The organism is Saccharopolyspora sp. 6M (assembly GCF_020176775.1).
Lineage (GTDB): Bacteria > Actinomycetota > Actinomycetes > Mycobacteriales > Pseudonocardiaceae > Saccharopolyspora_C > Saccharopolyspora_C gregorii.
Map to the genome: position 1 here is coordinate 1 of NZ_JAIUJZ010000119.1, position 22,309 is coordinate 22,309.

Sequence of the window (22,309 nt, forward strand, 5' to 3'; positions counted from 1 at the left end):
CGCGACTACGCCAACACCACGAAGCCATCGTCCGCCGGGCCATGATCCACACCACCAGCAAACGCCTCACCTGAGAACAAAAACAGGCACTCAGGGGCACCTGGATTCTCACGCGGAAACGAAACACTGGATCAATTTTAATGATGTCGTGAATAGCTACCTGAAGAGCAGCTATGGCGAACGCCACTACCAGGAAATTCCAATGTCACGCCGGGGATGCCCGAGGGGCGCCACCGTGGCGCCCACCGCAAGGTCCGGGCCCGCGTCGAGCACGCCTTCGCCCGCATGAAGAGCTGGAAGATCCTCCGCGACTGCCGTCTCAAGGGCGGGCAATGACCACGGCCGGCCCTGCGGACCGGATCGGCCCCCTCACTCCGCAGGGCGGTGATCAGCTTGCTGAACTGCTGAAGGCTCAGCCCGATGAACGGACCAATCCACGAGGGCTCCGACGCCGTGATCACACCAGCCACGGCAAGATCATCCCACCTCTGACCATCGGTTACGGGACAGCCTCTAGCCCATGTTGGCCACGGCGGTTCGAGATTTTCGTGACTTGCTGAACGTTCACAGCCTGCTTTGCGCTACTGCGTGCGGGTGAACTTAGCGGCGGAATCACAGGCAAAGGCATCGAGCAAAGGATTCGGCGAGTGATGCTTGTCTGCGATCAGTGTTCTTGCAGGTCAGCACAGCGCCGAGGGTGAACGCACTTCTAATCCTGAGGTCGCAGGTTCGAGTCCTGCCGGGGGCGCTCCGATGCTGGTCACAGCGGTGGGGGACGATCTCGATCAAGATCATCCCCCACTTTACCCTCCCGCCTCGCTCTGCTCGCCCAGGGCCGAGGAAGTCGGGCCGGCGGACCGGTCGGAACACGCCGTTCGCGTTGGCGGAATCGGTGCGGACGTCCCGGTGCTCGGCGACTTTCCCGTTGTCCGGCCGGAACCGGTCTGTGGGAGCACGCCGGGCGGCCGGGTTTCCGGATCAGGGGTGAATGCGTGGCCGCCCCGTTCCCTCGGCGCCGACGCGCTCGATGTTCAGCCGTCGCGCATGTGCAGGAAGCCGCTGAACGCTTCGGGGTGATCCTGGAGGCCCGGGGCCGATGTGGTCGGCGATCGCCTTTTCCGGGACGCCACCGAGAGCCGTCCGGTGGTGCTCCACGACGATCTTCTCGTGCTGCTCCGGATCGGACGTCGCGCCGTGCTCCGGTTCTGCGATGCGCCGCTGCGCGCGGTGGTTCCTCGTTCGGTTCCGCGCGCGAGGGATCCGGCCGGGTTCGGAAGCGCTGCGGTCGTGTCGCGCCGCGCGCGGGATCAGCGTTCGGGCGAGGGCGGGCCGCTTCCCTGGACGCGGTCGAGCCACTCGTCCAACAGCGCCTTCTCCGGTGCGGTGAGGCGGTCGACGTCGGGCAGGGCCGCGCGGAGGGTGGTGGCCGCGCGCGCCACCGGGTCCGCGGCCGAGGGCCGGTCGGCGGGGTCTGGAACGGTGATCACGCCGCGGACCATCTCGAAAGCGCGGTCGGCGAGCGCGTCGGCGTCCGCCGGGTCGGAGTCGCTGCCGATCAGGGTGAAGATGGTGCCCCGCCCGGCCGCGTGCATCAGCTGCACCGCCTGCGGTTCGGGGACCGCTAGCCGTCCCGCTTCGGCGATCGCGTGGATGAGGCCGGTCAGGATCCGTTCCGCCTGCTGCTCCGCCTCCGAGGGGGCGCGGCGCCTGCGGGAACCGTAGAGGGCGCTGTAGACGTCGGGGTTCTCCAGGCCGAAGCCGATGTGCAGCCGCCACCCGTTGCGGAGGTCTTCGACCGGGTCGCCGGAGGGGCGCATCGCGGTCTTGCCCGCGAGGTACGTGCTGAGCGCGTGCCCGGCGACCGCGTCCATCAGGTCGTCCTTGTCGCCGAACAGGCGGTAGATCGCCGGGGCGTGCACGCCCGCCGCGGTCGCGACGGCCCGGGTGCTCACCGCGGCCGGGCCCCCTTCGTCGAGCAGGCGCTTGGCCACTTCGACGATCTTCATCTTGGTGTCGGTCGATCCCACGATCGGCAACGATAGCAGTCCCCTCGCCTGGAAGTATCAGTGATAACACTCTGGTTGCTCCGCCGGAAGTATCGGTGTTACCATTTTAAGGGTAACGACGAAACTGGAGTACAGATGAAGACCACAGGACGCACCGCACTGATCGTCGGCGGCACGTCGGGCATCGGCCTGGAGTTCGCGCACCAGCTGACCGCGCTCGGCAACTCCGTCGTGATCACCGGCCGCGACCGGGAGCGGGTCGAGGAGCTGGCCGCCGAACACGGTTTCGCCGGAGAGGTCGTGGACGTCACCGACGCCGCGTCCATCACCGCGCTGCGCGACCGGGTCGTCGACCGGTTCCCCGACTTGGACACCGTGCTGATCAGCTCCGGCATCATGCTCCCGGAGCGGCACCTCGAGGCCGATGCGCTCGAAGTCGCCGAGCGGACGATCTCGACCAACCTGCTGGGCACCATCCGCGTGTTCACCGCGTTCCTGCCGCACCTGCGCACCCGGCCCGAAGCGTCGATCATCACCGTCACCTCCGGCCTCGCCTACGTGCCGATGCCGCTGACGCCGACCTACTCGGCGACCAAGGCCGGCGTGCACGCCTTCACCGAGGCCGTGCGGGCACAACTGCGCGGCACGCCGGTGCAGCTGATCGAGCTGGCGCCGCCGTTGACCAGGACCACGCTGATGGGGCCGGGCACCGACCACGCCGGGGCCATGCCGTTGGGCGAGTTCGTGTCCGAGGCGATCGGCCTGATCCAGGCCGACCCGGACATCCGGCAGGTGCTCGTGGACCGGGTGAAGCCGCAGCGGTTCGCGGCCGTCGACGGCACCTACGACGAGCTGTTCGAGAACCTGGTGGCCCGCCTCTGACCCGGGCGGTCACGTGCGGCCGGTCGTCCCCGCGAGGTGCCGCGGCCGCTCGCCGGGGTCGGAGCCGGGCGGAACGCGTGACCCGCCGCCGAGCGCGCAGCGTGCCGCGCGGCTCACCCCAGGACCAGATCCGCCCGCGCCCCACCGGATTCGGCGGTGCCGAAGCGGAGTTCCGCGCCGATCACCCGCGCCTGCCCGGCGGCGATGGTCAGTCCGAGCCCGTGCCCGCCGCCGCGTTCGGCGCGTCCGGTGCGGAACCGCCGCGGCCCGTCGGCGAGCAGGTCTGCGGGGAAGCCGGGGCCGTGGTCCGCGACGGTGAGGGTGGCGCCGCACACCGAGAGCACCACCGGCGGTCGCCCGTGCCGGTGGGCGTTGCGGAGCAGGTTCACCAGGATCCGCTGCACCCGCCGTGGATCGGTGTCCACCTCCGCGGGCTCGGCGACCTCCAGCCGCACCGGTTTCTCGGCGGCGGCGGCCCGCTCGGCGAGCAGGTCCGCGCCGATGCGTTCCGGGGCGCCCTGCTCCCCGTCGGTTTCGAGGCGGGCCACTTCGAGCACGTCCTCGATCAACCCGCGCAGCCGGGACACCCGGTCGCGGACCAGTTCGCTCGGCCGCCCCGGCGGGAGCAGTTCGGCGGCGGTGACCAGGCCGGTCACCGGGGTGCGCAGTTCGTGCGCGATGTCGGCGGTGACCCGGCGCTCCGCTTCCAGCCGTGCCCGCAGCTCCGCTGCCATCGCGTCCACCGCCCCGCCGAGCGCGGTCACCTCGTCGCGCCCGGCTCCGGCGATAGTGTTGCCGACGCGGGCAGCCAGCTCGCCGTCGGCGATGCGCAGCGCCGTCGCCGACGCCGCGCCGATCCGCCGCGCCAGGCGCTGGCCGATGAACACCGCCAGCGCCCCGGACACCAGCAGCAGCGCCACCACACCCAGCACCAACGCCTGGTCGAGCTGCGCCAGCAGCCGGGCCTGCTCGGCGTACGGGTCGTGGACGGTCAGCACGTGCCCGCCGACCTCGGTGCCCGCCCACACCGCCGGGTCGGCGGCGTCCGCGTCCACGTAGGTCGCGAACGAACCGGCCCGCACCGCGGCCACCAGCGGTGCGGGGGCGGACGCGTCGTCCAGGCTCGCGGACTCGGGCAGGTCGCGGTGCGCGTAGTACGACTCCGCCGCGATCCGCAACCTGCTGCCGGTCTCCTGCCTGCTCAACGCCTCGCTGAGGTCCACGGCGCGGTAGTGCGTCCACAGCGCGAACGCCACGCCCGCCAGCGCCGCGACCCCGGCGATCGCCAGCGCGTTCTTCACCGCGACGCGCACGTCAGCCCACCAGCTTGTAGCCGAACCCGCGGACCGTCTCGATGCGCTCCTTGCCGACCTTCACCCGCAGCCGTTGCACGTGGACGTCGACGACCCGGGTGTCGCTGCTCGCCGGGTAGTCCCACACCTGTTCCAGCAGCCGCCCGCGGGACAGCACCCGGCCTGGCTCACCGGTGAACTCCAGCAGCAGGCGCAGTTCGGTCGGCGTCAGCGACAGCAGCCGCCCGCCGCGGCGCACCTCCAGCGAATCCCGGTCGAGCTCCAGGTCGCCGAACGCGAGCCGGTCGCCCGCGGACGCGTCCTCGGCGGGCCGTACCGGTTCCCGCCGCCGCAGCGCGGCGCGCAGCCTGGCGACTAGGACCATGGTGTCGAACGGCTTGGTCACGTAGTCGTCGGCGCCCGCCTCCAGGCCCTGCACCACGTCGACCGCGTCGCTGCGCGCGGTCAGCATCAGGATCGCCACCGAGGACTCCTCCCGGATGCCGCGGCACAGGCTGATCCCGTCCAGCTCGGGCAGCATCACGTCGAGCAGCACGACGTCGGGTTCCCGCTCGCGGAACGCCGCCAGCCCGGCCAGCCCGTCGCCCGCGGTGCGGATCTCGAACCCGTACCGACGCAGCGCCAGCTCGGTGGCCTCCCGGATCACCTCGTCGTCCTCGACGAGCAGCACTGTGGTGCCTCGGACGTCCCAGCTCATCGGATGATGGTCCCCCAACCGCCGTACGGCGTGGTGCCGGGCGCGCCGCCGGTGCGCTCGGCCATCGCGAACCGGTGTCCGTCCCAGCTGAACCGGAGCCGTTCCGTGGCGGTCGGGCAGCAGTGCGCGTCGTCCGGCGCGTAGAGGTCCCGGTCCAGCACCAGATCACCCCCTTCGGCGCGGAGCCCGGCGTCCGGGCCCAGGTAGCCGAACACCAGCGAGACCTGCTGGTCGCGGACGCTGTAGACCAGCGTTGCCTTGGTGCCACCGCTGCCGCTGTCGTGCACGGGGGCCAGCACGTCGGCCTCGCCGTCCTTGGTGACGTCCGCGTACACCGGGTCCTCCAGCCCGCACACCGAGCAGCCGCGCAGGATCCGCTTCACCTCGTCCGGCACCTTCGGGTCGGCGAGCACCGTGCTGCGCAGGTCGATGTTGCGGATGTTGCGCAGTTCGGCGCCGGTCGGCGGGGCCACCTCGGCGGTCGTGGCGGGCTGCGGCGGTGCGAGCGCCGGGCCCTCGACCCGCAGCGCGGGGCTTCCGCATCCGGCGGACCCGGCCGACACCGCCAGCACCGCGACCGCGACGGCCGCGCGGATCGTCGTTCGCACCTTCGTCCTCCTTCACCCGCGGAACGCACCCGAACGTAGGCGGGGATCGTCGCGGTGACCCGGCGGCCGGGTAACAGGCGGCGCGCGAAATCCACTCGACGAGGCCACGAACTGCTGAAACACGACTGCCCCTCGACCGATGGGTGACCGTTGCACGAGCTCCGGGCCGCCGTGAGGTCCGCTCCCTAGCGTCGTCGTCGAGCGGTGGGAACACCGGAAGCGAACGGAGAGGAAACACCATGCGCATGCGGAACCTGACCCTGGCGGTCGCCGGAGCCGGTCTGCTCCTCGGGGCGCCCGGGGTCGCGCTCGCGGCCGGTGGTGACGAGCTGCACGTGACCGCGGACGGGCTGGTCAAGCCGAACCAGGAGATCACCGTCACCGCCGACTGCCCGGGCCTCGGCGCCACGGCCACCTCGTCGTTCGGATCGGTCGCCCGGCTCGGGCCCGCCGCCGACGCCGGCGTGCTGATCGGTTCGCTGCGGGTTCCCAACCAGGTGCCCGCACCGGAGGGCGACGCGAACACCATCACCGTGCGCTGCGACAGCGGTGAGACCGGGTGGATCTCGCTGCCCGACGCGGGCAACTCGGACTCGCAGCGGCCCGCCGGGCTCTGACGACGACCGGCGGCGGGACCCGGCACGGGGCCCGGGACCGACGTCGGCGCACCGCGACCCGCCTCGGGCGGGGGCGGCGGGGGGGGGGCGGGGGGGGGGGCCGGGGCCCCCCCCCCCCGCCCCCCCCCGGGGGGCGCGGCGGGGGGGGGCCCCCAACCCCAGGGCAGGGGCCCCGGCCCGGGGGGGGGGCCCCCCCGGCGCCCCCCCGCCCCCCCCCGCGGGGGGGGGCGCCGGGGGGGGGCCGGAAGCGGGGCCGGTCACCGCCCAACCGGGCCCGCGACCTGGCGACGAGGCGCGAGGGCACCCGAAACCGCAGGTCAGGGTCCGGCGGTTAGGCTCGTTCCGTGGCTTCTGAGACCGTTCCCGGCGCACGCAGCAGGTCCACCACCGTCGGAATCCTGGTCGTCACGGCCGGGATCCTCGCCGCGGTGGTGGCGGCGGCGCTGACCGCGTTGTCGGCGAGCGACGCGTACGCGGCGTACGGCCTGCCCGACCCGGGCGCGGTGACCGAATACGGCCTGCCCGTGGTGCGGGTCCTCGCCGAGACCGGCGCGGTGGTGTGCATCGGCTCGTTGCTGCTGGCCGCGTTCGGCATCCCGGCGAGCCGGTCCGGCCCGCTGCTCGCCGACGGCTACGCGGCGGTGCGGGCCGCGGGCTGGGCCGCCGGGCTGTGGTGCGTGGGGGCCGCGTTGCTCGTGCCGTTCACCGCCGCCGACGCCACCGGGCGGCCGATCGGTGATGTCCTTGACGCCCAGGTGCTGTTCGGCCTCGTCGACGCCTTGGAGGAGGCGAAGGCGTGGCTGCTGACCGCGGGGATCGCGCTGGTGCTGGCCGTCGGCTGCCGCGTGGTGCTGTCCTGGGGCTGGACGGTGGTGCTGTTCGCGGTGTCGCTGCTGGGCATGTTCCCGCTGGTCGCCACCGGCCACTCGGCGAGCGGCGGGGCGCACGACATCGCCACGAACAGCCTGCTGTTCCACCTGTTCTCGGCCACGTTGTGGGTCGGCGGGCTGGTCGCGCTCCTCGCGCACCTGGCGCGCGGGGGTGCGCACGCGGGGCTGGTGGCGCGCCGGTTCTCGCGGATCGCGCTGGTCTGCTGGATCGTGATGGCCGCCTCCGGGGTGGTGAACGCCTTCGCGCGGGTGCCGCTGGACCAGCTGTTCAGCACCACCTACGGGGTGCTGGTGCTGGTCAAGGTGGTGCTGCTGGTGGTGCTCGGCGTCATCGGCCACTTCCAGCGGGAGCGGGCGGTGCGGACCGTGGCGGAGGGCGGCGGCGGGCTGCTGCGGCTCGGCGCGGTCGAGGTGCTCGTCATGTTCGCGACGATCGGGGTGGCCGTCGCCCTCGGCCGCACCCCGCCGCCGGCCGAGCTGGGGGCGGTGCCGGACCGCACCGAGCTGCTGATCGGCTACCCGCTGGACGGGCCGCCGACGGCCCTCCGGCTGCTGTTCGACTTCCGCTTCGACCTGGTCTTCGGCACGGCGGCGCTGGTGCTCGCCGGGCTGTACCTGTACGGGGTGCGGGTGCTGCACCGCCGCGGCGACCGGTGGCCGGTGGGGCGGACGGTCGCGTGGCTGTGCGGCTGCGCGAGCGTCCTGGTGGCCACCTCGTCCGGAGTGGGCCGGTACGCGCCGGCGATGTTCAGCGTCCACATGGGCCAGCACATGGTGCTGTCGATGCTGGCGCCGGTGCTGCTGGTGCTCGCGGGGCCGACGTCGCTGGCGTTGCGGGTGCTCAGGCCCGCGGCGAAGGGCGGCCCGCCGGGGGCGCGGGAGTGGCTGCTGGCGTTCCTGCACTCGCCGCTGACGCGGTGGTTGACGAATCCGTTCGTGGCGCTGGCGTTGTTCACCGGCTCGTTCTGGGCGCTGTACTTCTCCGGCCTGTTCGACGCGGCGCTGCCGCAGCACTGGGCGCACCTGGTGATGAACGCGCACTTCCTGCTCGCCGGGTACGTCTTCTACTGGCCGGTGATCGGGATCGACCCGGCGCCCCGGCCGCTGCCGTCGCTGGCGAAGCTGGGGATGGTGTTCGCCTCGATGCCGTTCCACGCGTTCTTCGGGATCACGTTGATGATGTCGAACACCGTGATCGGGTCGGACTTCTACCGCGGTCTTTCGCTGCCGTGGGCGTCGGACCTGCTGGCGGACCAGAACCTGGGCGGCGGGCTCGCGTGGGCGTCGGGGGAGGTGCCGCTGGTGGTGGTGATGCTGGCGTTGCTGATCCAGTGGTCGCGCGCGGACTACCGGGAAGCGCGGCGGTTGGACCGCAAGGCCGCGGTGGACGGGGACGCGGATCTGGCGGCCTACAACGAGATGCTGCGGCGGCTCTCCGCTGGGGACGCGTCGGGTTCGGGGGCGAAGAACCCGACCTCTCGCTCCGACGGGTGACCCTCGATGAGGGGTTAACCACCGGATTCCGATGAATCGGTCCACAGCGGCGCGATCTGTGCACAGATCGTGAAACCGGGGTGGCGGTGGGTGATCGGCGCCGCGCATCCTGGAACCCGAGCCGACGGACGGCTCCGCGTTCCAGGAGGTGGCGAGATGTTCGAGACGACCGTGGCCGTGGTGGGGACCGTGCTCACCGAACCGAGGATCCGCACCACCCCCGGCGGAGAGCGGGTGGTGTCCTTCCGCCTGGCGGGGAACTCCCGCCGCTACGACCGGGAGGCCGAGCGCTGGACCGATGGCGACCGGCTGATCGTGACCGTGAACTGCTGGCGCCGGGTCGCCGACGGGGTGCTCGGCGTGGTGGGCAAGGCCACGCCGCTGGTCGTGTCCGGGCGGCTGCACACCCGCGAGTTCGAGTCGGGCGCCGGTCGGCGGACGTCGGTGGAGGTGGAGGCCGCGGCGGTGGGCCTGGACCTGGCCCGGGGCAACCGGTTCCCCAGATCGGCCGAGCGCCCGGCCGCCGAACGCGATGCCGCCGCGACCGGCCCCGGAACCGGCCGGCCGGACGTCGCGGCGGCCCGCGACGGGTGATCTCCGCGCCACCCGGTAGGTCGGTGACCAGCGGTGGAGCAGGTGCGGTGCGGGCTGTGCGCGGCTGCCGGCGCGGCAATCGACGGCGGTGCACGAGCCGACACGGGACGCAACTACGATTCAGGGCATGGCCGAGTTCATTTACACCATGAAGAAGGTGCGGAAGGCACACGGGGACAAGGTCATCCTCGATGATGCGACCATCCAGTTCTACCCGGGTGCCAAGATCGGCGTCGTTGGCCCGAACGGCGCCGGCAAGTCGACCGTGCTCAAGATCATGGCGGGACTCGAGCAGCCGAACAACGGCGAAGCGTTCCTCTCGCCCGGCTACACCGTCGGCATCATGCAGCAGGAGCCGCCGCTCAACGAGGAGAAGACCGTCCTCGGCAACGTCGAAGAGGGCGTCGGCGAGATCATCGAGAAGCTGCACCGCTTCAACGCCATCGCCGAGCAGCTCGCCACCGACTACACCGACGAGCTGATGGAGGAGATGGGGCGCCTCCAGGAGGAGCTCGACCACGCGGACGCGTGGGAGATCGACTCCCAGCTCGACCAGGCGATGGACGCGCTGCGCTGCCCGCCGCCGGACGCCCAGGTCAGCCACCTCTCCGGTGGTGAGCGCCGCCGCGTCGCGCTGTGCAAGCTGCTGCTGAGCAAGCCCGACCTGCTGCTGCTGGACGAACCCACGAACCACCTGGACGCCGAGAGCGTGCTGTGGCTGGAGCAGTTCCTCGCGAACTACCCCGGCGCCGTCCTCGCCGTGACGCACGACAGGTACTTCCTGGACAACGTCGCGGGCTGGATCCTGGAGCTCGACCGCGGGCGCACCTACCCGTACGAGGGCAACTACTCCACCTACCTGGAGAAGAAGCAGGAACGCCTCGCGGTGCAGGGCAAGCGCGACCAGAAGCTGCAGAAGCGGCTGAAGGAAGAGCTGGAGTGGGTCCGCTCCAACGCCAAGGCCCGGCAGACCAAGTCCCGCTCCCGCCTGGACCGCTACGAGGAGATGGCGGCCGAGGCGGAGAAGACCCGGAAGCTGGACTTCGAGGAGATCCAGATCCCGCCGGGCCCGCGGCTGGGCAACCAGGTCGTCGAGGTCGAGAACCTCAAGAAGGGCTTCGGCGACAACCTGCTCATCGACGGGCTCTCGTTCGACCTGCCGCGCAACGGCATCGTCGGCGTCATCGGCCCGAACGGCGTCGGCAAGACGACCCTGTTCAAGACCATCGTCGGGCTGGAGCAGCCGGACGCGGGCACCGTCAAGGTCGGCGACACCGTCCGGTTGTCCTACGTCGACCAGAACCGGGCCAGCATCGACCCGAAGAAGAACGTGTGGGAGGTGGTCTCCGACGGTCTCGACTACATCCAGGTCGGCCAGGTCGAGATGCCGTCCCGCGCCTACGTCAGCGCGTTCGGCTTCAAGGGCCCCGACCAGCAGAAGCCCGCGGGCGTGCTCTCCGGTGGTGAGCGCAACCGGCTGAACCTGGCGCTGACCCTCAAGGAGGGCGGCAACCTGATCCTGCTGGACGAGCCGACGAACGACTTGGACGTCGAAACGCTGGGCTCGCTGGAGAACGCGCTGGAGCAGTTCCCCGGTTGCGCCGTGGTGATCTCGCACGACAGGTGGTTCCTGGACCGCGTCGCCACGCACATCCTGGCCTGGGAGGGCGACGACCAGAACCCGGCCAAGTGGTACTGGTTCGAGGGCAACTTCGAGGGCTACGAGAAGAACAAGATCGACAGACTGGGGCAGGAAGCCGCCCGTCCGCACAGAGTCACCCACCGGAAGTTGACCCGGGGCTGAACCTGAACGGGGAGGCGTCTTGGCCAGCGTGCACGGAGCTCATCCGGGCGGTGCGCAGGAATTGTTCGAACCCGCTTGGCAGATGCGCTGGCGGGTGCCCGAGCTCGCCCTGATGCTCGGCGATCAAGCCGTGGCGGAGGCCAGACGCATCGGTGACCGCGCGTTGCGGCTCCGTGCCGAGGCGGTGGCGCTGTTCGCGTCCAACCGCCTCGGGCACGGGGTCGCGATCACCCAGCGGGCCATCAGCGCCGTCCGGGACGCGGAGCGCGCGGGCGATCACGAGATCGCCGCGGAGCTGCGCGTCGAGCTCGCCTGCTGCGCCCGCACCGCGGGCGGGCACGAGGTCGCCCTGCGCGTGCTGCAACCGGTGCTGGAACGCGAGCGGATCGAACCGGCGCTGCGCGCGCACGCGCTGCTGGAGCTCGCCGCCGCGCTGCCCGGCAAGCAGCGGGAGTCCGAACGGGCCGAGGCGCTCGACGAGGCCGACCGGCTCTACGCGGCGGCCTCCGAGCTGAACCGGGACACCAGCAGGCTGCTGCTGGCACGGGTGCGCACCGCGCGCGCCGGGCACCTGCGGCGCAACGGCGATTTCGAGCAGGCCGCCCGGGCCGCCGAAGAAGGGCTGGCCCTGCTGGACCGGCTCGGCGACCCCGCCGCGGAGAGCGGTGAGATCCGCGCGCGCCTGGTGCTGGAGCGGGTCCACTCCCTGCTGGACCTCGGGCGCCGCACCGAGGCCGTCGAGGCCGCCTCGCCGGTCATCCGCACGCCCGTGCGCGCGGCCGCGGCCGGGCCGTCCGGCTGGTTGCGGCTGGCGCTGGCGACCCGCGTGCACCTGCCCGCCGGGGATCTCGCCGCGGCGGTGCGGCTGCTCAACGACGCCGCCGCCAACGCGGAACGCCACAAGCTGGACTGCCTGCTCACCGAATCGCTGAGCATGTCCTCGCAGACCCACGAGAAGGCGGAGGAGTTCGTCGAGGCGCTGGCCACGCTGCGCCGCGCGTACGCCGCGGACCGGCGCTGGCGGGCCGCCGTGCACGCCGCCCGGGTCCGGCTGCTGGAGGAGTTCCCGGCGCTGGCCACCGGCACCGGGCCTCCCCCGGCGGCACCGGGACCGGCGGGCACGACCACCGCCGCGCCGGAGGCCGCCGCGCCGCTCCCCGTCGCCGCACCGCCGCTGACCACGTCGGCGGACGTCCCGGCCCGCGCTCCGGCCGAGTCCTTCGGCAGCACCGGAACCACCGTGGCCGAGTCCTCCGGCGCCGACGCACCGGCCGCGGGATCCGGCCGTCGCGCGCACTCGGCGGAACCGGCGGTGGCCGGGGCGCACGACGTGGCCGCGGAAGCACCGCAGCAGCAGGAGACCGCGGGCCGCCGCCGCGCGGACGGCACGGGCCGTCCGCAGCGCACCACCGGCAGTCCGTTCGCCGCGAACTCCGGGTTCTCCCCGCCGCCCGAACCGGCGGAGCCCGTGCCCGCTCCGGATCCGCCGAACGAGCGTCCCGCGGCCGAGGCGACCCCGGAAGTCCCGACCGGGGCCGCGAACCGCATCGCTCCGGAGGACCCGCTCGACGAGTACCGCAAGCCGGGGGAGAGCAGCGTGCGCGACGCGGCGCGCAGGCTGATGGACACGTTGACCAGCCGCGTCGCCGACGACCGCAGGACGCACCAGGACCAGGGCGAGCAGCGCCGGGACCCCGGTCCGCTCGGTGCCATGCCGGCTCCGCGCGCGCCCGAGCCGGAGGCCGCGGGCACCGGCGGCAAGCGCCGCGCCCCTGAACCGGAGGAGCCCGCGGCGGAGGACTCCGGTCGGCACGGCGGCATGGACGTCCCGGTCGGCCGCGTCACCTCGGCGCCGTTCGGCGAAGGTTTCCCGGTCTACGACTTCGGTTCCCGCAGCGGACCGGCGATCCCGGAGCCGGAACCGGAAGGCGCGCGCACGGCCGAACCGGACGACGCGCCCGCTCCGCGCACCCGCGGCTCCCGGCGCCGGGAGGACGTCGCCGAGCCGCCGCCCACCGAGGTGAGCGCCCCGTGGGATCGCGGCGCACCGGGCGAGCCGAGCTTCCCGGACGTCACGGCGATCATGCCGGTCATCTCGGTGCCGGACCACGAGCCGCCGCCGACCTCGCAGGTCGGTGCGGTCGAGCACCTCGACGAGGACCGTGCGGAGCCGGATGCCGACGCGGCTCCGGGGACGCACGAGGAGGGTGGCAGGCGCTCGCGCGGCCGCACCCTCGCCGAGATCCGGGAGAGCCTCGCCGAGATGCAGCGCCACGGCCGCGAGGACGGCGCCCGGTCGCGCCGCGCGGCGCCGGAGCCCGCCGACGCCGGCGGGTACGAGGAGTCGCTGCCGGAGGATCCGCCGCGGTCCGGGGCTTCGTGGGCGGACCGCTACCTGGGCGCCTTCCTGGACGAGCGGGGAAGTGCCGGGGAAGGCGGTTCCGGCGGTCAGCACACCGGCGACAGGCACACCGGATCGACCGGCACCGCCGGTGCGAGCGAGGAGACTTCGGGTTCCGGTGGTCGCCGCCGCGCCCGGCACGCCGACCCGGACGACCGGTTCGGCGGCACCGCGCCGGATCCGCCGCGCTGGGACGCGGCGCCGTGGGACCGGCCGTCGTCCGCGCACGCCGCCCCCGACCCGCTCGGTCCACAAGGGACGGTCGAGTCGGCGGACGGGTTGCCGCCGACGCTGGGAATGCTGTCCGAGCCCACCGGGACGACCTCGTACCCGGGCGGTGGCGAGCCGGAGGTCTCCCCGTTCGACCGCACCCGCCCCGATTTCGGCCCGGTGCACGGCGCGTCCGAGTCCGACGACCAGCCCTTCGCCGCACCCGGTGGTACCGCCGCCGACCGCCTCGAATCGGCGGCGGAGCTGCTGGCCCGGCACCAGGACGGGAGCACGCAGGCCGCGGAGGAACCCGCCGGTGAGGTCGGCCTGGCGGACCTGCTGGCCGAGGCGCTGCTCGCCTACGAGAACGGCAGGCGCCAGGACGACGACGGACCGGGGCGGCACGGCCGGCCCGGTACCAACGGTCATCCGATCGGCCTGCCGCACCAGCACGAGGCGGAGCCGGATCCCGACGCGCGGCCTCGGCACCGCCGTCCCGCCCAGGACACCTGGACGCCCCGGTACTGAGCCGCGGACCCGTGCCCGCAGCGGTGTCGCGCGGGCGCGGGGGCCGCGGTGATCGGACGCCTGGCCACCGCCGCGCGATCCCGCCTGGCGCTCGTCCCGGTGCGCGCGGGCGCGGCGACGCGATCGCGCCCTGTCCCGCCGCATCCCGGCACCTCCGCGAGTTCCGGCGACCCGGCCGGTGTCTCGACCTCGCCCGCGCGACCGCCGATCGAGACACCGCCCGGTTCCCGTCCGCCCGGCGTCGCGCACCGCCGGACCGCTCGTCCGGAGGCACCGTGATCCTCCACACCCGCCCACCTGCACGCCCCCGTTCGCACAGTCCGCGCACCTCCGGAACCACCCGGAAATCGGAACGTCGCAGGAGGTTTCCGGTGGGAACGGTGCCGCTCCCACCTGATCGGCGCGCGGCCTGGCAGGCTTAGGGTGGAAGCCGTGTTGGCACAACGCGGTGCCGTCAAGCGTGGAGCAGCTGAAGATGACCTCGAAACCCCGATCCGCCATCCCCGACGCCGCGACCGGCGGGGCCGCCGTGCTGGAGAACCCGGAGGCCGCGAAGGCCTGGTTGCTCGACCGCGCCGCCGACTCCGCGGGGGAGCTCGGCGAGTTGCTGCGGACCTACTTCCGGCATGTGCCTGCCGAAGAGCTCGCCGGTGACGAACCCGACGAGCTCGTGGAGGCGCTGCGTTCGCACCACGCGCTCGCCGCCGAGCGGGTCGCCGGCCGTCCGCTGGTGCAGGTGGTGAACCCCAGCCTCGACGACGGCGGCTGGCGGAACCAGGCGACCGTGCTGCAGCTGGTCACCGACGACATGCCGTACCTGGTGGACAGCGTGATCGCCGAGCTGACCCGGCACGGTGCCGAGGTGCAGCGGATCATCCACCCGATCGTCGTGGTGCGCCGCGATGCCGCGGGCGCGCTGCTGGAGGTCTTGCCGCACGCGGACCCGGGCGCGCCGCCCGCGGACGCGCTCGCCGAGTCGTGGATGCTCGCCGAGGTCGACCGGATCACCGACGCGGACCGGCTGCAGGCGCTGGAGCAGGGCCTGCGCACCGTGCTCGGTGACGTCCGCGAGGTCGTCGAGGACACCGAGCGGATGCTGACCACCGCCCGCTCGCTGGCCGACGAGCTGGAGTCGCAGCCGGGGGCGCTGCCCGGCAAGCAGGCCGCGGACAGCGCGGGGCTGCTGCGCTGGCTCGCCGACGGGCACTTCACGTTCCTCGGCTACCGGCACAACGAGCTGGTCGAGCGGGACGGCAAGCCCGCGCTGAGCCCGGTGCTGGGGTCCGGTCTCGGCGTGCTGCGCAGCGACACGGTCGCCGCCGAGGACCTCACGACCGGTCCGGACGTGCTGACCAGCACCCGTTCCGGAGAGCCGCTGGTGCTCACGCAGGCCAGCACCCCGTCGACGGTGCACCGCTCGGTGCACCCGTTCTACGTGGGCGTGCTGACCTTCGACGAGAACGGCGCGGTCACCGGGGAGCACCGGTTCATCGGCCTGTTCACCACCACCGCGCTGCACGAGAACGTGCTGGACATCCCGTTCATCGAGCGCCGGGTGCGCGAGGCGATCCACGGCGCCGGCTTCCCGCTGGAGTCGTACTCGGGCCAGCGGATGCTGGAGGAGATCCAGAACTACCCGCGCACCGAGCTGTTCTCCACCGACCTGGACACGCTGCGCGAGACGGTGACGGGCGTGCTGGCGCTGGCCGAGCGCCGGAAGCTGAAGCCGTTCGTGCGCCGCGACCCGTACGGCCGGTTCTTCTCCTGCCTGGTGTACCTGCCGCGGGACCGCTACACGACGCGGTCCCGGCTGGCGATGCAGGAGGTGCTGCTGGCGGAGCTGGGCGGCGCGAGCGTCGAGTACAGCACCCGCGTCGGCGAGTCGGCGCTGGCCCGCGTGCACTTCGTGGTGCACACGAAGCCGGGCGGCGAGGCCCCGGAGCCGGACCTGGCCCGCATCCAGGAGCGGCTGTCCGAGGCGATCCACACTTGGGAAGACCAGATGGTCGACGAGGTGGAGATCGCCCCCGGCGACGCCGAGGAGCCGCGCCGGGTGCGCCGCTCGGAGGCCGCCAGCGAGGCCGCGCAGCAGTACGCCGCGTCGTTCCCGGAGGCGTACAAGGAGGACTTCAGCGCTGGGGAGGGCCTGCGCGACCTGCGGAAGCTGGCGTCGTTGTCCGGTGAGCGCGACCTGCGGATGTCGTTCTACACGCCGGAGGACGCCGCTCCGGGCGAGCGCCGGTTCAAGATCTACGTCACGGGCGAGCGGGTGACGCTGTCCCGCGTCCTGCCGGTGCTGCAGAGCATGGGCGTGGAGGTCGTGGACGAGCGGCCGTACGAGGTGGTGCCGGAGAGCGGCGCCGAGTGCTGGATCTACGACTTCGGCCTGCGGCTGGAGAGCGGGCTGCTGGAGACCGAGGGCGCCGAGCGGCTGGACACGCTGCGCGAGCGGTTCGAGGACTCGTTCCGCGCGGCCTGGCTGGGCGACGCCGAGGTGGACCGGTTCAACTCGCTGGTGCTGCGCGCCGGGTTGAGCTGGCGGCAGGCGTCGGTGCTGCGCGCCTACGCGAAGTACCTGCGCCAGACGGGGGTGCCCTACAGCCAGGAGTTCATCGCGGACGTGGTGCTCACGTACCGGGCGACGACGGTGGCGCTGACCAGGCTGTTCGAGGTGCGCTTCGACCCGAAGCTGGCCGAGGACGAGCGGGCCGCCCGGCAGGACGAGCTGCGGACCCAGATCACCCGGTTGATCGACGAGGTGACGAGCCTCAACGCGGACCGGATCCTGCGCAGCTACCTGAGCCTGATCACCGCGACGCTGCGCACCAACTACTACGCGGACGGCGCTCCGGAGCGCTCCTACCTGGCGATGAAGCTGGAGCCGAAGGAGATCCCGGGGCTGCCGGAGCCGCGGCCGGCCTACGAGATCTTCGTGTACTCCCCGCGGGTGGAGGGCGTGCACCTGCGCTTCGGTTCGGTGGCCCGCGGCGGGTTGCGCTGGTCGGACCGGCAGGAGGACTTCCGCACCGAGATCCTCGGCTTGGTGAAGGCGCAGGCGGTGAAGAACGCGGTGATCGTGCCGGTCGGCGCGAAGGGCGGGTTCGTGGTGAAGCGCCCGCCGCTGCCCACGGGGGACCCGGTGAAGGACCGGGAGGCGACGCTGAACGAGGGCATCGCCTGCTACCGGATGTTCATCTCGGGCCTGCTGGACCTGACCGACAACCTGGTGGGCGGCGAGGTGGCGCCCCCGGAGGGCGTGGTGCGCCACGACGGCGACGACACGTACCTGGTGGTGGCCGCGGACAAGGGCACCGCGTCGTTCTCGGACGTCGCCAACGACGTGGCCCGCTCCTACGGCTTCTGGCTGGGTGACGCGTTCGCCTCCGGCGGTTCGGTCGGCTACGACCACAAGGCGATGGGCATCACCGCGAAGGGCGCGTGGGAGAGCGTCAAGCGCCACTTCCGCGAGCTGGACCTGGACACCCAGCGCGAGGACTTCACCGTCGTCGGCATCGGCGACATGGGCGGGGACGTGTTCGGCAACGGCATGCTGCTGTCCGAGCACATCCGCCTGGTGGCGGCGTTCAACCATATGCACGTGTTCATCGACCCGGAGCCGGACGCGGCGAGCTCGTACGCGGAGCGGCGCAGGTTGTTCGAGCTGCCGCGTTCCACGTGGGACGACTACGACCGCAGCAGGATCAGCGAGGGCGGCGGCGTGTGGTCGCGGTCGCTGAAGTCGATCCCGCTGAACGCGCGGGTCCGCACCGCGCTGGGTATCGACGAGTCGGTGACGGCGCTGCCCCCGGCGGAGCTGATCAAGGCGATCCTGCAGGCCCCGACGGACCTGTTGTGGAACGGCGGCATCGGCACCTACGTGAAGGCCTCCACGGAGACGCACGGCGAGGTGGGCGACAAGGCCAACGACGCGGTCCGGGTGGACGGCGCGGACCTGCGGGTGCGGGTGGTCGGCGAGGGCGGCAACCTCGGCCTCACCCAGCGCGGCCGCATCGAGTTCGCACGTGTCGGCGGCAAGGTCAACACCGATGCGCTGGACAACTCGGCCGGCGTGGATTGCTCGGACCACGAGGTGAACATCAAGGTCCTGCTGGACCACTTGGTCGCCGAGGGCGAGCTGGACGGCGAGCAGCGCAACGAGCTGCTGGCGGAGATGACCGACGAGGTCGCCGAGCTGGTGCTGGCCGACAACTACCGGCAGAACGAGGTGCTGGGCGTGTCCCGCGCGCACGCGGCGCCGATGGTGTCGGTGCACGCCCGGCAGATCACCGCGCTGGAGGAAGGCGGCTTGGACCGCGACCTGGAGGCGCTGCCGAGCAAGAAGGAGCTGCGGGACCGCGAGAAGAGCGGCACCGGGCTCACGTCGCCGGAGCTGGCGACGCTGCTGGCGCACGTGAAGCTGTCGTTGAAGGAGCAGGTGCTGGCCAGCGACCTGCCGGACGCGGACGCGTTCAGCGGGCGGCTGCCGGACTACTTCCCGCTGCCGCTGCGGGAGCGCTACGCCGACGCGATCCCCGCGCACCCGCTGCGCCGGGAGATCACCTCGACGCTGCTGGTCAACGAGGTCGTCGACGGTGCGGGCGTGTCCTACGCCTACCGGTTGTCCGAGGAGATCGCGGCGAGCGCCACCGACGCGGTGCGCGCCTACGCGGTCGTCACCAGCGTTTACGACCTGCCGGAGCTGTGGCGGCGGATCGACGAGCTGGACAACGTGGTGGCCAGCCGCGTCGCCGACGAGATGGTGCTGGCCAGCCGCAGGCTGCTGGACCGCGCGGCCCGCTGGCTGCTGTCGAACCGCCCGCAGCCGTTGGCGATCGGCGCGGAGATCAGCCGGTTCCGGCCGGTCGTGTCCGAGCTCGCGGCCAGCGTGCCCGGCCTGCTGCGCGGGCAGGCGGCCGTCGCCGCCGAGGAGAAGAAGCAGCAGCTCATCTCCGAGGGCGTCCCGGCGGACCTGGCGGAGCGCATCGGTGCCCTGCTGGACACCTACGCGCTGCTGGACATCACCGAGATCGCCGAGCTGGCCGAGCGGGACAACGGCGTCAGCGCCGAGCGCAGCCCGATGGAGAGCGCGGAGCTGTACTACACGCTGTCCGAGCACCTCGACATGGAGCGGCTGCTGGTCGCGGTCAACGGGCTGGAGCGCGGCAACCGGTGGCACTCGCTGGCCAGGCTGGCGCTGCGCGACGACATGTACGCCTCGCTGCGGGCGTTGACGATCGACGTGCTCAGCACCAGCGACCCGGAGGAACCGGCCGCGGACAAGATCGCCCAGTGGGAGGCGACGAACGCGTCCCGCATCGAGCGGGCCAGGACGTCGCTGGAGGCCATCAAGCGCTCCGGCGGGCTCGACCTGGCGACGTTGTCGGTGGCGACGCGGCAGCTGCGCAGCATGGTCCGCTGATCACCCGCCCCCGCGCCTGCGGGGGCTCGGGTGGTCGGCGGGACCGCGCGGTCTCGATGTCGGGAGGGGCGGGCCGGACGGTCCGCCCCTCCCGCGTCCGCGGGGCCGCCGGGCCGGTCCGCGTCCGGACTACGATCGGGGCGAACCTCAGCCATCACACGGGAAGGACACCGAGTGGGTGCTTTCGTAGCCGATGTTCCGCTGCGCTGGTCCGACATGGACGCGTTCGGGCACGTCAACCACGCCAGAACGGTGACCTTGCTGGAGGAAGCCCGGGTGGAGCTGCTGTTCACCGAGGCGGGCAGGCGGGGGCTGCTGGGCATGGCGGAGGGCATGGTGGTCGCGCGCCTCGCCGTCGACTACCGGATCCCGGTGTCGCACTCGGCGGGCACCTTGCAGGTGCGGATGTCGGTGCGAGACCTGAAGCCGGCGTCCTTCGTGATCGACTACTCGGCGTCGACCAGCGGGTCCGCGGAGGTCGCGACCGCGGAGACGCTGATGGTTCCCTACGACCTGAAGGCCGGGCGGCCGCGCAGGCTCAGCACCGACGAACGGGACTTCCTCGCCGAGTGGCAGCCGGTGCTCGCGCAGGCGGAAGCGGGCGGCCGTGCCTGAGCTGCGGATGCCCGACCAGGTGGAGCGCGAGGACCTCGGCGCGTTCGTGGCCCGTTCGGTGCGCCTCGACGGGCAGTCGGTGATCCGGCTGCGCAACCGGGGCACCACCGGCCGCATCGACGTGTGGGGAGCGACCCCGTTCGACGCGCTGTGCACCCGTTCCGTCGAAGGCGAGGTGGAACCCGCCGACGTCACCGTGTCCGGCAACGAACTGCTGGCCTCGTTGACCGTCGCGGGCGGGCCGGAGATGGATCCGGGGCCGCAGCGGGACCTGCTGTGGCGTTCCGAGCTGCCGCCGCCGGAGGGGTGGCGGCGGGTGGACGACCTGCCCGCGAAGCTCGTCGGCGAGGTCGCCGACCGCGGCATCGCCATGGCGAAGGAGAACGTCGGCCCGAAGGGCACCCCGCCCGCGTCGCTGCTGGACCAGGAGGTCTTCACCGTCAGCGGGTCCGGGCTGGACGTGAAGATCCCGCTGCGCTGCCTGTTCGTGCTCTCCGGCATGGGGTTCCTCGTCGCGGAACCGGCCGAGTCGGAGATCGTGCGGGTCAGCGCCACCGACTCGTGGTTGCGGATGGACTCCCGCTACGGGGCCGTGGTGCGCCGCAGGCACGCGCTGCTGTCCTTGTTGATGTGATCGGTTCGTCCTGCTCCGGGGGCGGGTGGCGGAACCGCAGCGGTCTTCTCGCCGCGGGATCGATTTCCGCCACCTGAGAAATCGCCGTCCTCGCGAGCGGACCGCTGAGAACCCGCGGGTTGGTCCGGTCGCTCTGGTGGTCGCCGCTGACGAGCAGACAGGACCACTGCTCAGCGGTAGGAGAGCTTGCGGGTGCACAGGTCCACCGCGGCGCTGACGGCGCCTTCGAGGGGACCGCGGCGGAAGAAGCGCTTCCACAGGTTCGCGAAGCCGAGGGAGAACAGCAGGAACAGCTCGGACATGTAGGTGTTCACGAACCCGACGATGCCTTCGGGGCGGTGCCCGTCGGCGGGGAACGCGGGCAGGTTCGGCACCCATTCGGCTTCCGGGCCCATGCTGGCCAGCTCGTCCAGCGTCTCCGGCACGCCGCTGAGCGGCCAGCCGCCGACGACGATCTGCCAGGACATCACCAGGGCGTGCAGCGCGTACAGCGTCAGCGCCATGGTGCCCGCCTTGATCAGCGGCAGCAGCGGTCGCTCGTAGCGGTCCGCGAGTTCCAGGCACAGTGCCAGGATCGCGACCGCGATGCCCAGCGAGGCGATCAGCTCGAACGAGGAACCGCTGTGCGCGCGGGCCGCCAGCAGCAGCTCCGGGTGCTCCAGCGGCACGGTCCCCTCGGTGAGCACGTCCGGCAGCGGTGGGTAGGTCAGCCCCAGCAGCGCCGTGGTCACGTAGGTGGCGGTGGCGACCGCGGCCCCGCCGATGCCGAGCCGCAGCCGCAGCGCGCGGGACCGCAGGTCGAGCCGGCCGAGGGTGAGTCCGGCCAGCACCAGCGCCAGGTACGTCGCCGCCGGGTAGAACCCGGTCAGCAGCAGGTCCACCACGCCCAGGTCGGCGATCAGGTTGCCCGGGTCGACGGAGTGCCACGCCCCGGCCGCGGCGGCCACCGCGTTGTCCCCGGCGAGCAACCAGCGCAGCAGGAACGACAGCTGCGGCCCGGCGAGGACGAGCACCGCGGCGGCGATCCCGGTCCCGCGCGGGCTCATCCCGAGGAACGGCAGGGACAGCAGGAAGTACACCCCGTAGAACGGGATGATCACGGTGAGCAGGAAGCCGGTGGCCTCGGTGGACTTCGCCAGCGCCAGCCCGATCAGCAGCAGCAGCACGGCGCGGACCGCGACCCGCACCCGCGCGTCCCGCAGCGCGCTGCCGGTCAGCGGCCTGCCGCGTCCGGTGAGCATCGCCAGGGAGACCCCGGCGAGGAAGGTGAACAGGGCGGTCGCGCGTCCGCTGGAGGCCTGCGCCAGCCCCACTTCCACGAATCCGCCGCAGAACGGCGCTCCGAAGTGGATCACGAACATGCCGAAGATGGCGACGAATCGGGCCAGGTCCACCCCGAGCAGGCGGGTACCGCGGGCCTTGGTGGAGCCCTCGGTGCGCTGCGGGGTGGCGTGGTGCGGTGCCGGGCTCGCTGCGGGCATGACGTCCTGGGGATACTGAGGCGGAACTCGGGCGTTGCACAACTTACCCGCCGGTCGCGCCGGGTCGATCGGAAGGTCGCCGGGCGCGTCGGGAAACCCGTCACCGGCTCGGCGGC

Annotated in this window: 15 protein-coding genes and 2 pseudogenes; 10 read left to right on the top strand and 7 right to left on the bottom strand. The window is 72.6% G+C overall.

The features are described from left to right. The coding region (locus tag LCD31_RS16950; protein WP_224959345.1) for a hypothetical protein at nt 1–187 on the bottom strand (187 nt) is incomplete at its 3' end. Nucleotides 188–243: 56 nt separating this feature from the next. Here LCD31_RS16950 and LCD31_RS16955 point away from each other — a divergent pair. Beyond that, a pseudogene (locus tag LCD31_RS16955) lies at nt 244–336 on the top strand (IS5/IS1182 family transposase); the annotation flags it as partial. Here the strand turns inward: LCD31_RS16955 and LCD31_RS29595 are convergent. Next, nucleotides 310–470 (bottom strand): annotated as a pseudogene (locus tag LCD31_RS29595) (IS5/IS1182 family transposase); the annotation flags it as partial. The pseudogenes LCD31_RS16955 and LCD31_RS29595 overlap by 27 nt on opposite strands. A gap of 837 nt (nt 471–1,307) precedes the next feature. Further along, nucleotides 1,308–2,027 (bottom strand): TetR/AcrR family transcriptional regulator, encoded by a 720-nt coding sequence (locus LCD31_RS16965; protein WP_224959346.1) that lies wholly within the window; start codon nt 2,025–2,027, stop codon nt 1,308–1,310. A gap of 114 nt (nt 2,028–2,141) precedes the next feature. On the opposite strand from LCD31_RS16965, the gene LCD31_RS16970 reads away from it, so the two are divergent. Beyond that, nucleotides 2,142–2,888 carry an SDR family oxidoreductase gene (locus LCD31_RS16970; protein WP_224959347.1) on the top strand — a complete coding sequence of 249 codons (747 nt, stop codon included), beginning with the start codon at nt 2,142–2,144 and terminating at the stop codon, nt 2,886–2,888. A gap of 113 nt (nt 2,889–3,001) precedes the next feature. Here the strand turns inward: LCD31_RS16970 and LCD31_RS16975 are convergent, their stop codons facing one another. The 3 genes from LCD31_RS16975 to LCD31_RS16985 are packed head-to-tail and all read right to left on the bottom strand — an operon-like array spanning nt 3,002 to nt 5,506. Beyond that, a complete protein-coding gene (locus LCD31_RS16975) occupies nt 3,002–4,201 on the bottom strand; it encodes a HAMP domain-containing sensor histidine kinase (RefSeq protein WP_224959348.1) in 1,200 nt (399 codons plus the stop codon). A 1-nt stretch (nt 4,202) separates the two neighbouring features. Next, nucleotides 4,203–4,898: a response regulator transcription factor gene (locus LCD31_RS16980; RefSeq protein ID WP_224959350.1), complete on the bottom strand. Its 696-nt coding sequence runs from the start codon at nt 4,896–4,898 to the stop codon at nt 4,203–4,205. Further along, nucleotides 4,895–5,506, bottom strand: a complete 612-nt coding sequence (locus tag LCD31_RS16985) for an LppP/LprE family lipoprotein (protein ID WP_224959351.1) — start codon at nt 5,504–5,506, stop codon at nt 4,895–4,897. Before LCD31_RS16985 ends, LCD31_RS16980 begins: the two co-directional genes overlap by 4 nt. Before the next feature lie 239 nt (nt 5,507–5,745). On the opposite strand from LCD31_RS16985, the gene LCD31_RS16990 reads away from it, so the two are divergent. The 8 genes from LCD31_RS16990 to LCD31_RS17025 all read left to right on the top strand — a co-directional run bounded on the left by LCD31_RS16990 (nt 5,746) and on the right by LCD31_RS17025 (nt 20,712). Next, entirely contained in the window at nt 5,746–6,123 is a 378-nt protein-coding gene (locus tag LCD31_RS16990) for a hypothetical protein (protein WP_224959352.1), read from the top strand. Between the two features lie 344 nt (nt 6,124–6,467). Then, nucleotides 6,468–8,507, top strand: a complete 2,040-nt coding sequence (locus tag LCD31_RS16995) for a cytochrome c oxidase assembly protein (RefSeq protein WP_374201665.1) — start codon at nt 6,468–6,470, stop codon at nt 8,505–8,507. Between the two features lie 156 nt (nt 8,508–8,663). Beyond that, nucleotides 8,664–9,101, top strand: a complete 438-nt coding sequence (locus tag LCD31_RS17000) for a single-stranded DNA-binding protein (RefSeq protein ID WP_224959353.1) — start codon at nt 8,664–8,666, stop codon at nt 9,099–9,101. 127 nt (nt 9,102–9,228) lie between these two features. Next, nucleotides 9,229–10,905, top strand: coding sequence for an energy-dependent translational throttle protein EttA (gene ettA, locus LCD31_RS17005; RefSeq protein ID WP_224959354.1), 1,677 nt, complete (start codon nt 9,229–9,231; stop codon nt 10,903–10,905). 19 nt (nt 10,906–10,924) lie between these two features. Continuing rightward, nucleotides 10,925–14,044, top strand: a complete 3,120-nt coding sequence (locus LCD31_RS17010) for a hypothetical protein (protein ID WP_224959355.1) — start codon at nt 10,925–10,927, stop codon at nt 14,042–14,044. Between the two features lie 475 nt (nt 14,045–14,519). Then, the gene (locus LCD31_RS17015) at nt 14,520–19,463 is read left to right on the top strand and encodes an NAD-glutamate dehydrogenase (RefSeq protein ID WP_224959356.1); all 4,944 of its coding nucleotides are present in this window, start codon (nt 14,520–14,522) and stop codon (nt 19,461–19,463) included. Nucleotides 19,464–19,637: 174 nt separating this feature from the next. Continuing rightward, nucleotides 19,638–20,078 carry a thioesterase family protein gene (locus LCD31_RS17020; protein ID WP_224959357.1) on the top strand — a complete coding sequence of 147 codons (441 nt, stop codon included), beginning with the start codon at nt 19,638–19,640 and terminating at the stop codon, nt 20,076–20,078. Next, complete coding sequence (locus LCD31_RS17025; protein WP_224959358.1) at nt 20,071–20,712, top strand: hypothetical protein; 642 nt, start codon at nt 20,071–20,073, stop codon at nt 20,710–20,712. The genes LCD31_RS17020 and LCD31_RS17025 overlap by 8 nt, the downstream gene beginning before the upstream one ends. Nucleotides 20,713–20,882: 170 nt before the next feature. On the opposite strand, the gene LCD31_RS17030 is transcribed toward LCD31_RS17025, so the two are convergent. Next, nucleotides 20,883–22,193 carry a hypothetical protein gene (locus LCD31_RS17030; protein WP_224959359.1) on the bottom strand — a complete coding sequence of 437 codons (1,311 nt, stop codon included), beginning with the start codon at nt 22,191–22,193 and terminating at the stop codon, nt 20,883–20,885. Nucleotides 22,194–22,309 lie beyond the last annotated feature (116 nt).

Excerpts from the sequence above, each read along its gene's own strand:
- LCD31_RS16990 (WP_224959352.1), top strand. The coding sequence starts at position 5,746 with ATGCGCATGCGGAACCTGACCCTGGCGGTCGCCGGAGCCGGTCTGCTC.
- LCD31_RS16980 (WP_224959350.1), bottom strand. The coding sequence starts at position 4,898 with ATGAGCTGGGACGTCCGAGGCACCACAGTGCTGCTCGTCGAGGACGAC.
- ettA (WP_224959354.1), top strand. The coding sequence starts at position 9,229 with ATGGCCGAGTTCATTTACACCATGAAGAAGGTGCGGAAGGCACACGGG.
- LCD31_RS17030 (WP_224959359.1), bottom strand. The coding sequence starts at position 22,193 with ATGCCCGCAGCGAGCCCGGCACCGCACCACGCCACCCCGCAGCGCACC.
- LCD31_RS17015 (WP_224959356.1), top strand. The coding sequence starts at position 14,520 with ATGACCTCGAAACCCCGATCCGCCATCCCCGACGCCGCGACCGGCGGG.
- LCD31_RS16970 (WP_224959347.1), top strand. The coding sequence starts at position 2,142 with ATGAAGACCACAGGACGCACCGCACTGATCGTCGGCGGCACGTCGGGC.
- LCD31_RS17000 (WP_224959353.1), top strand. The coding sequence starts at position 8,664 with ATGTTCGAGACGACCGTGGCCGTGGTGGGGACCGTGCTCACCGAACCG.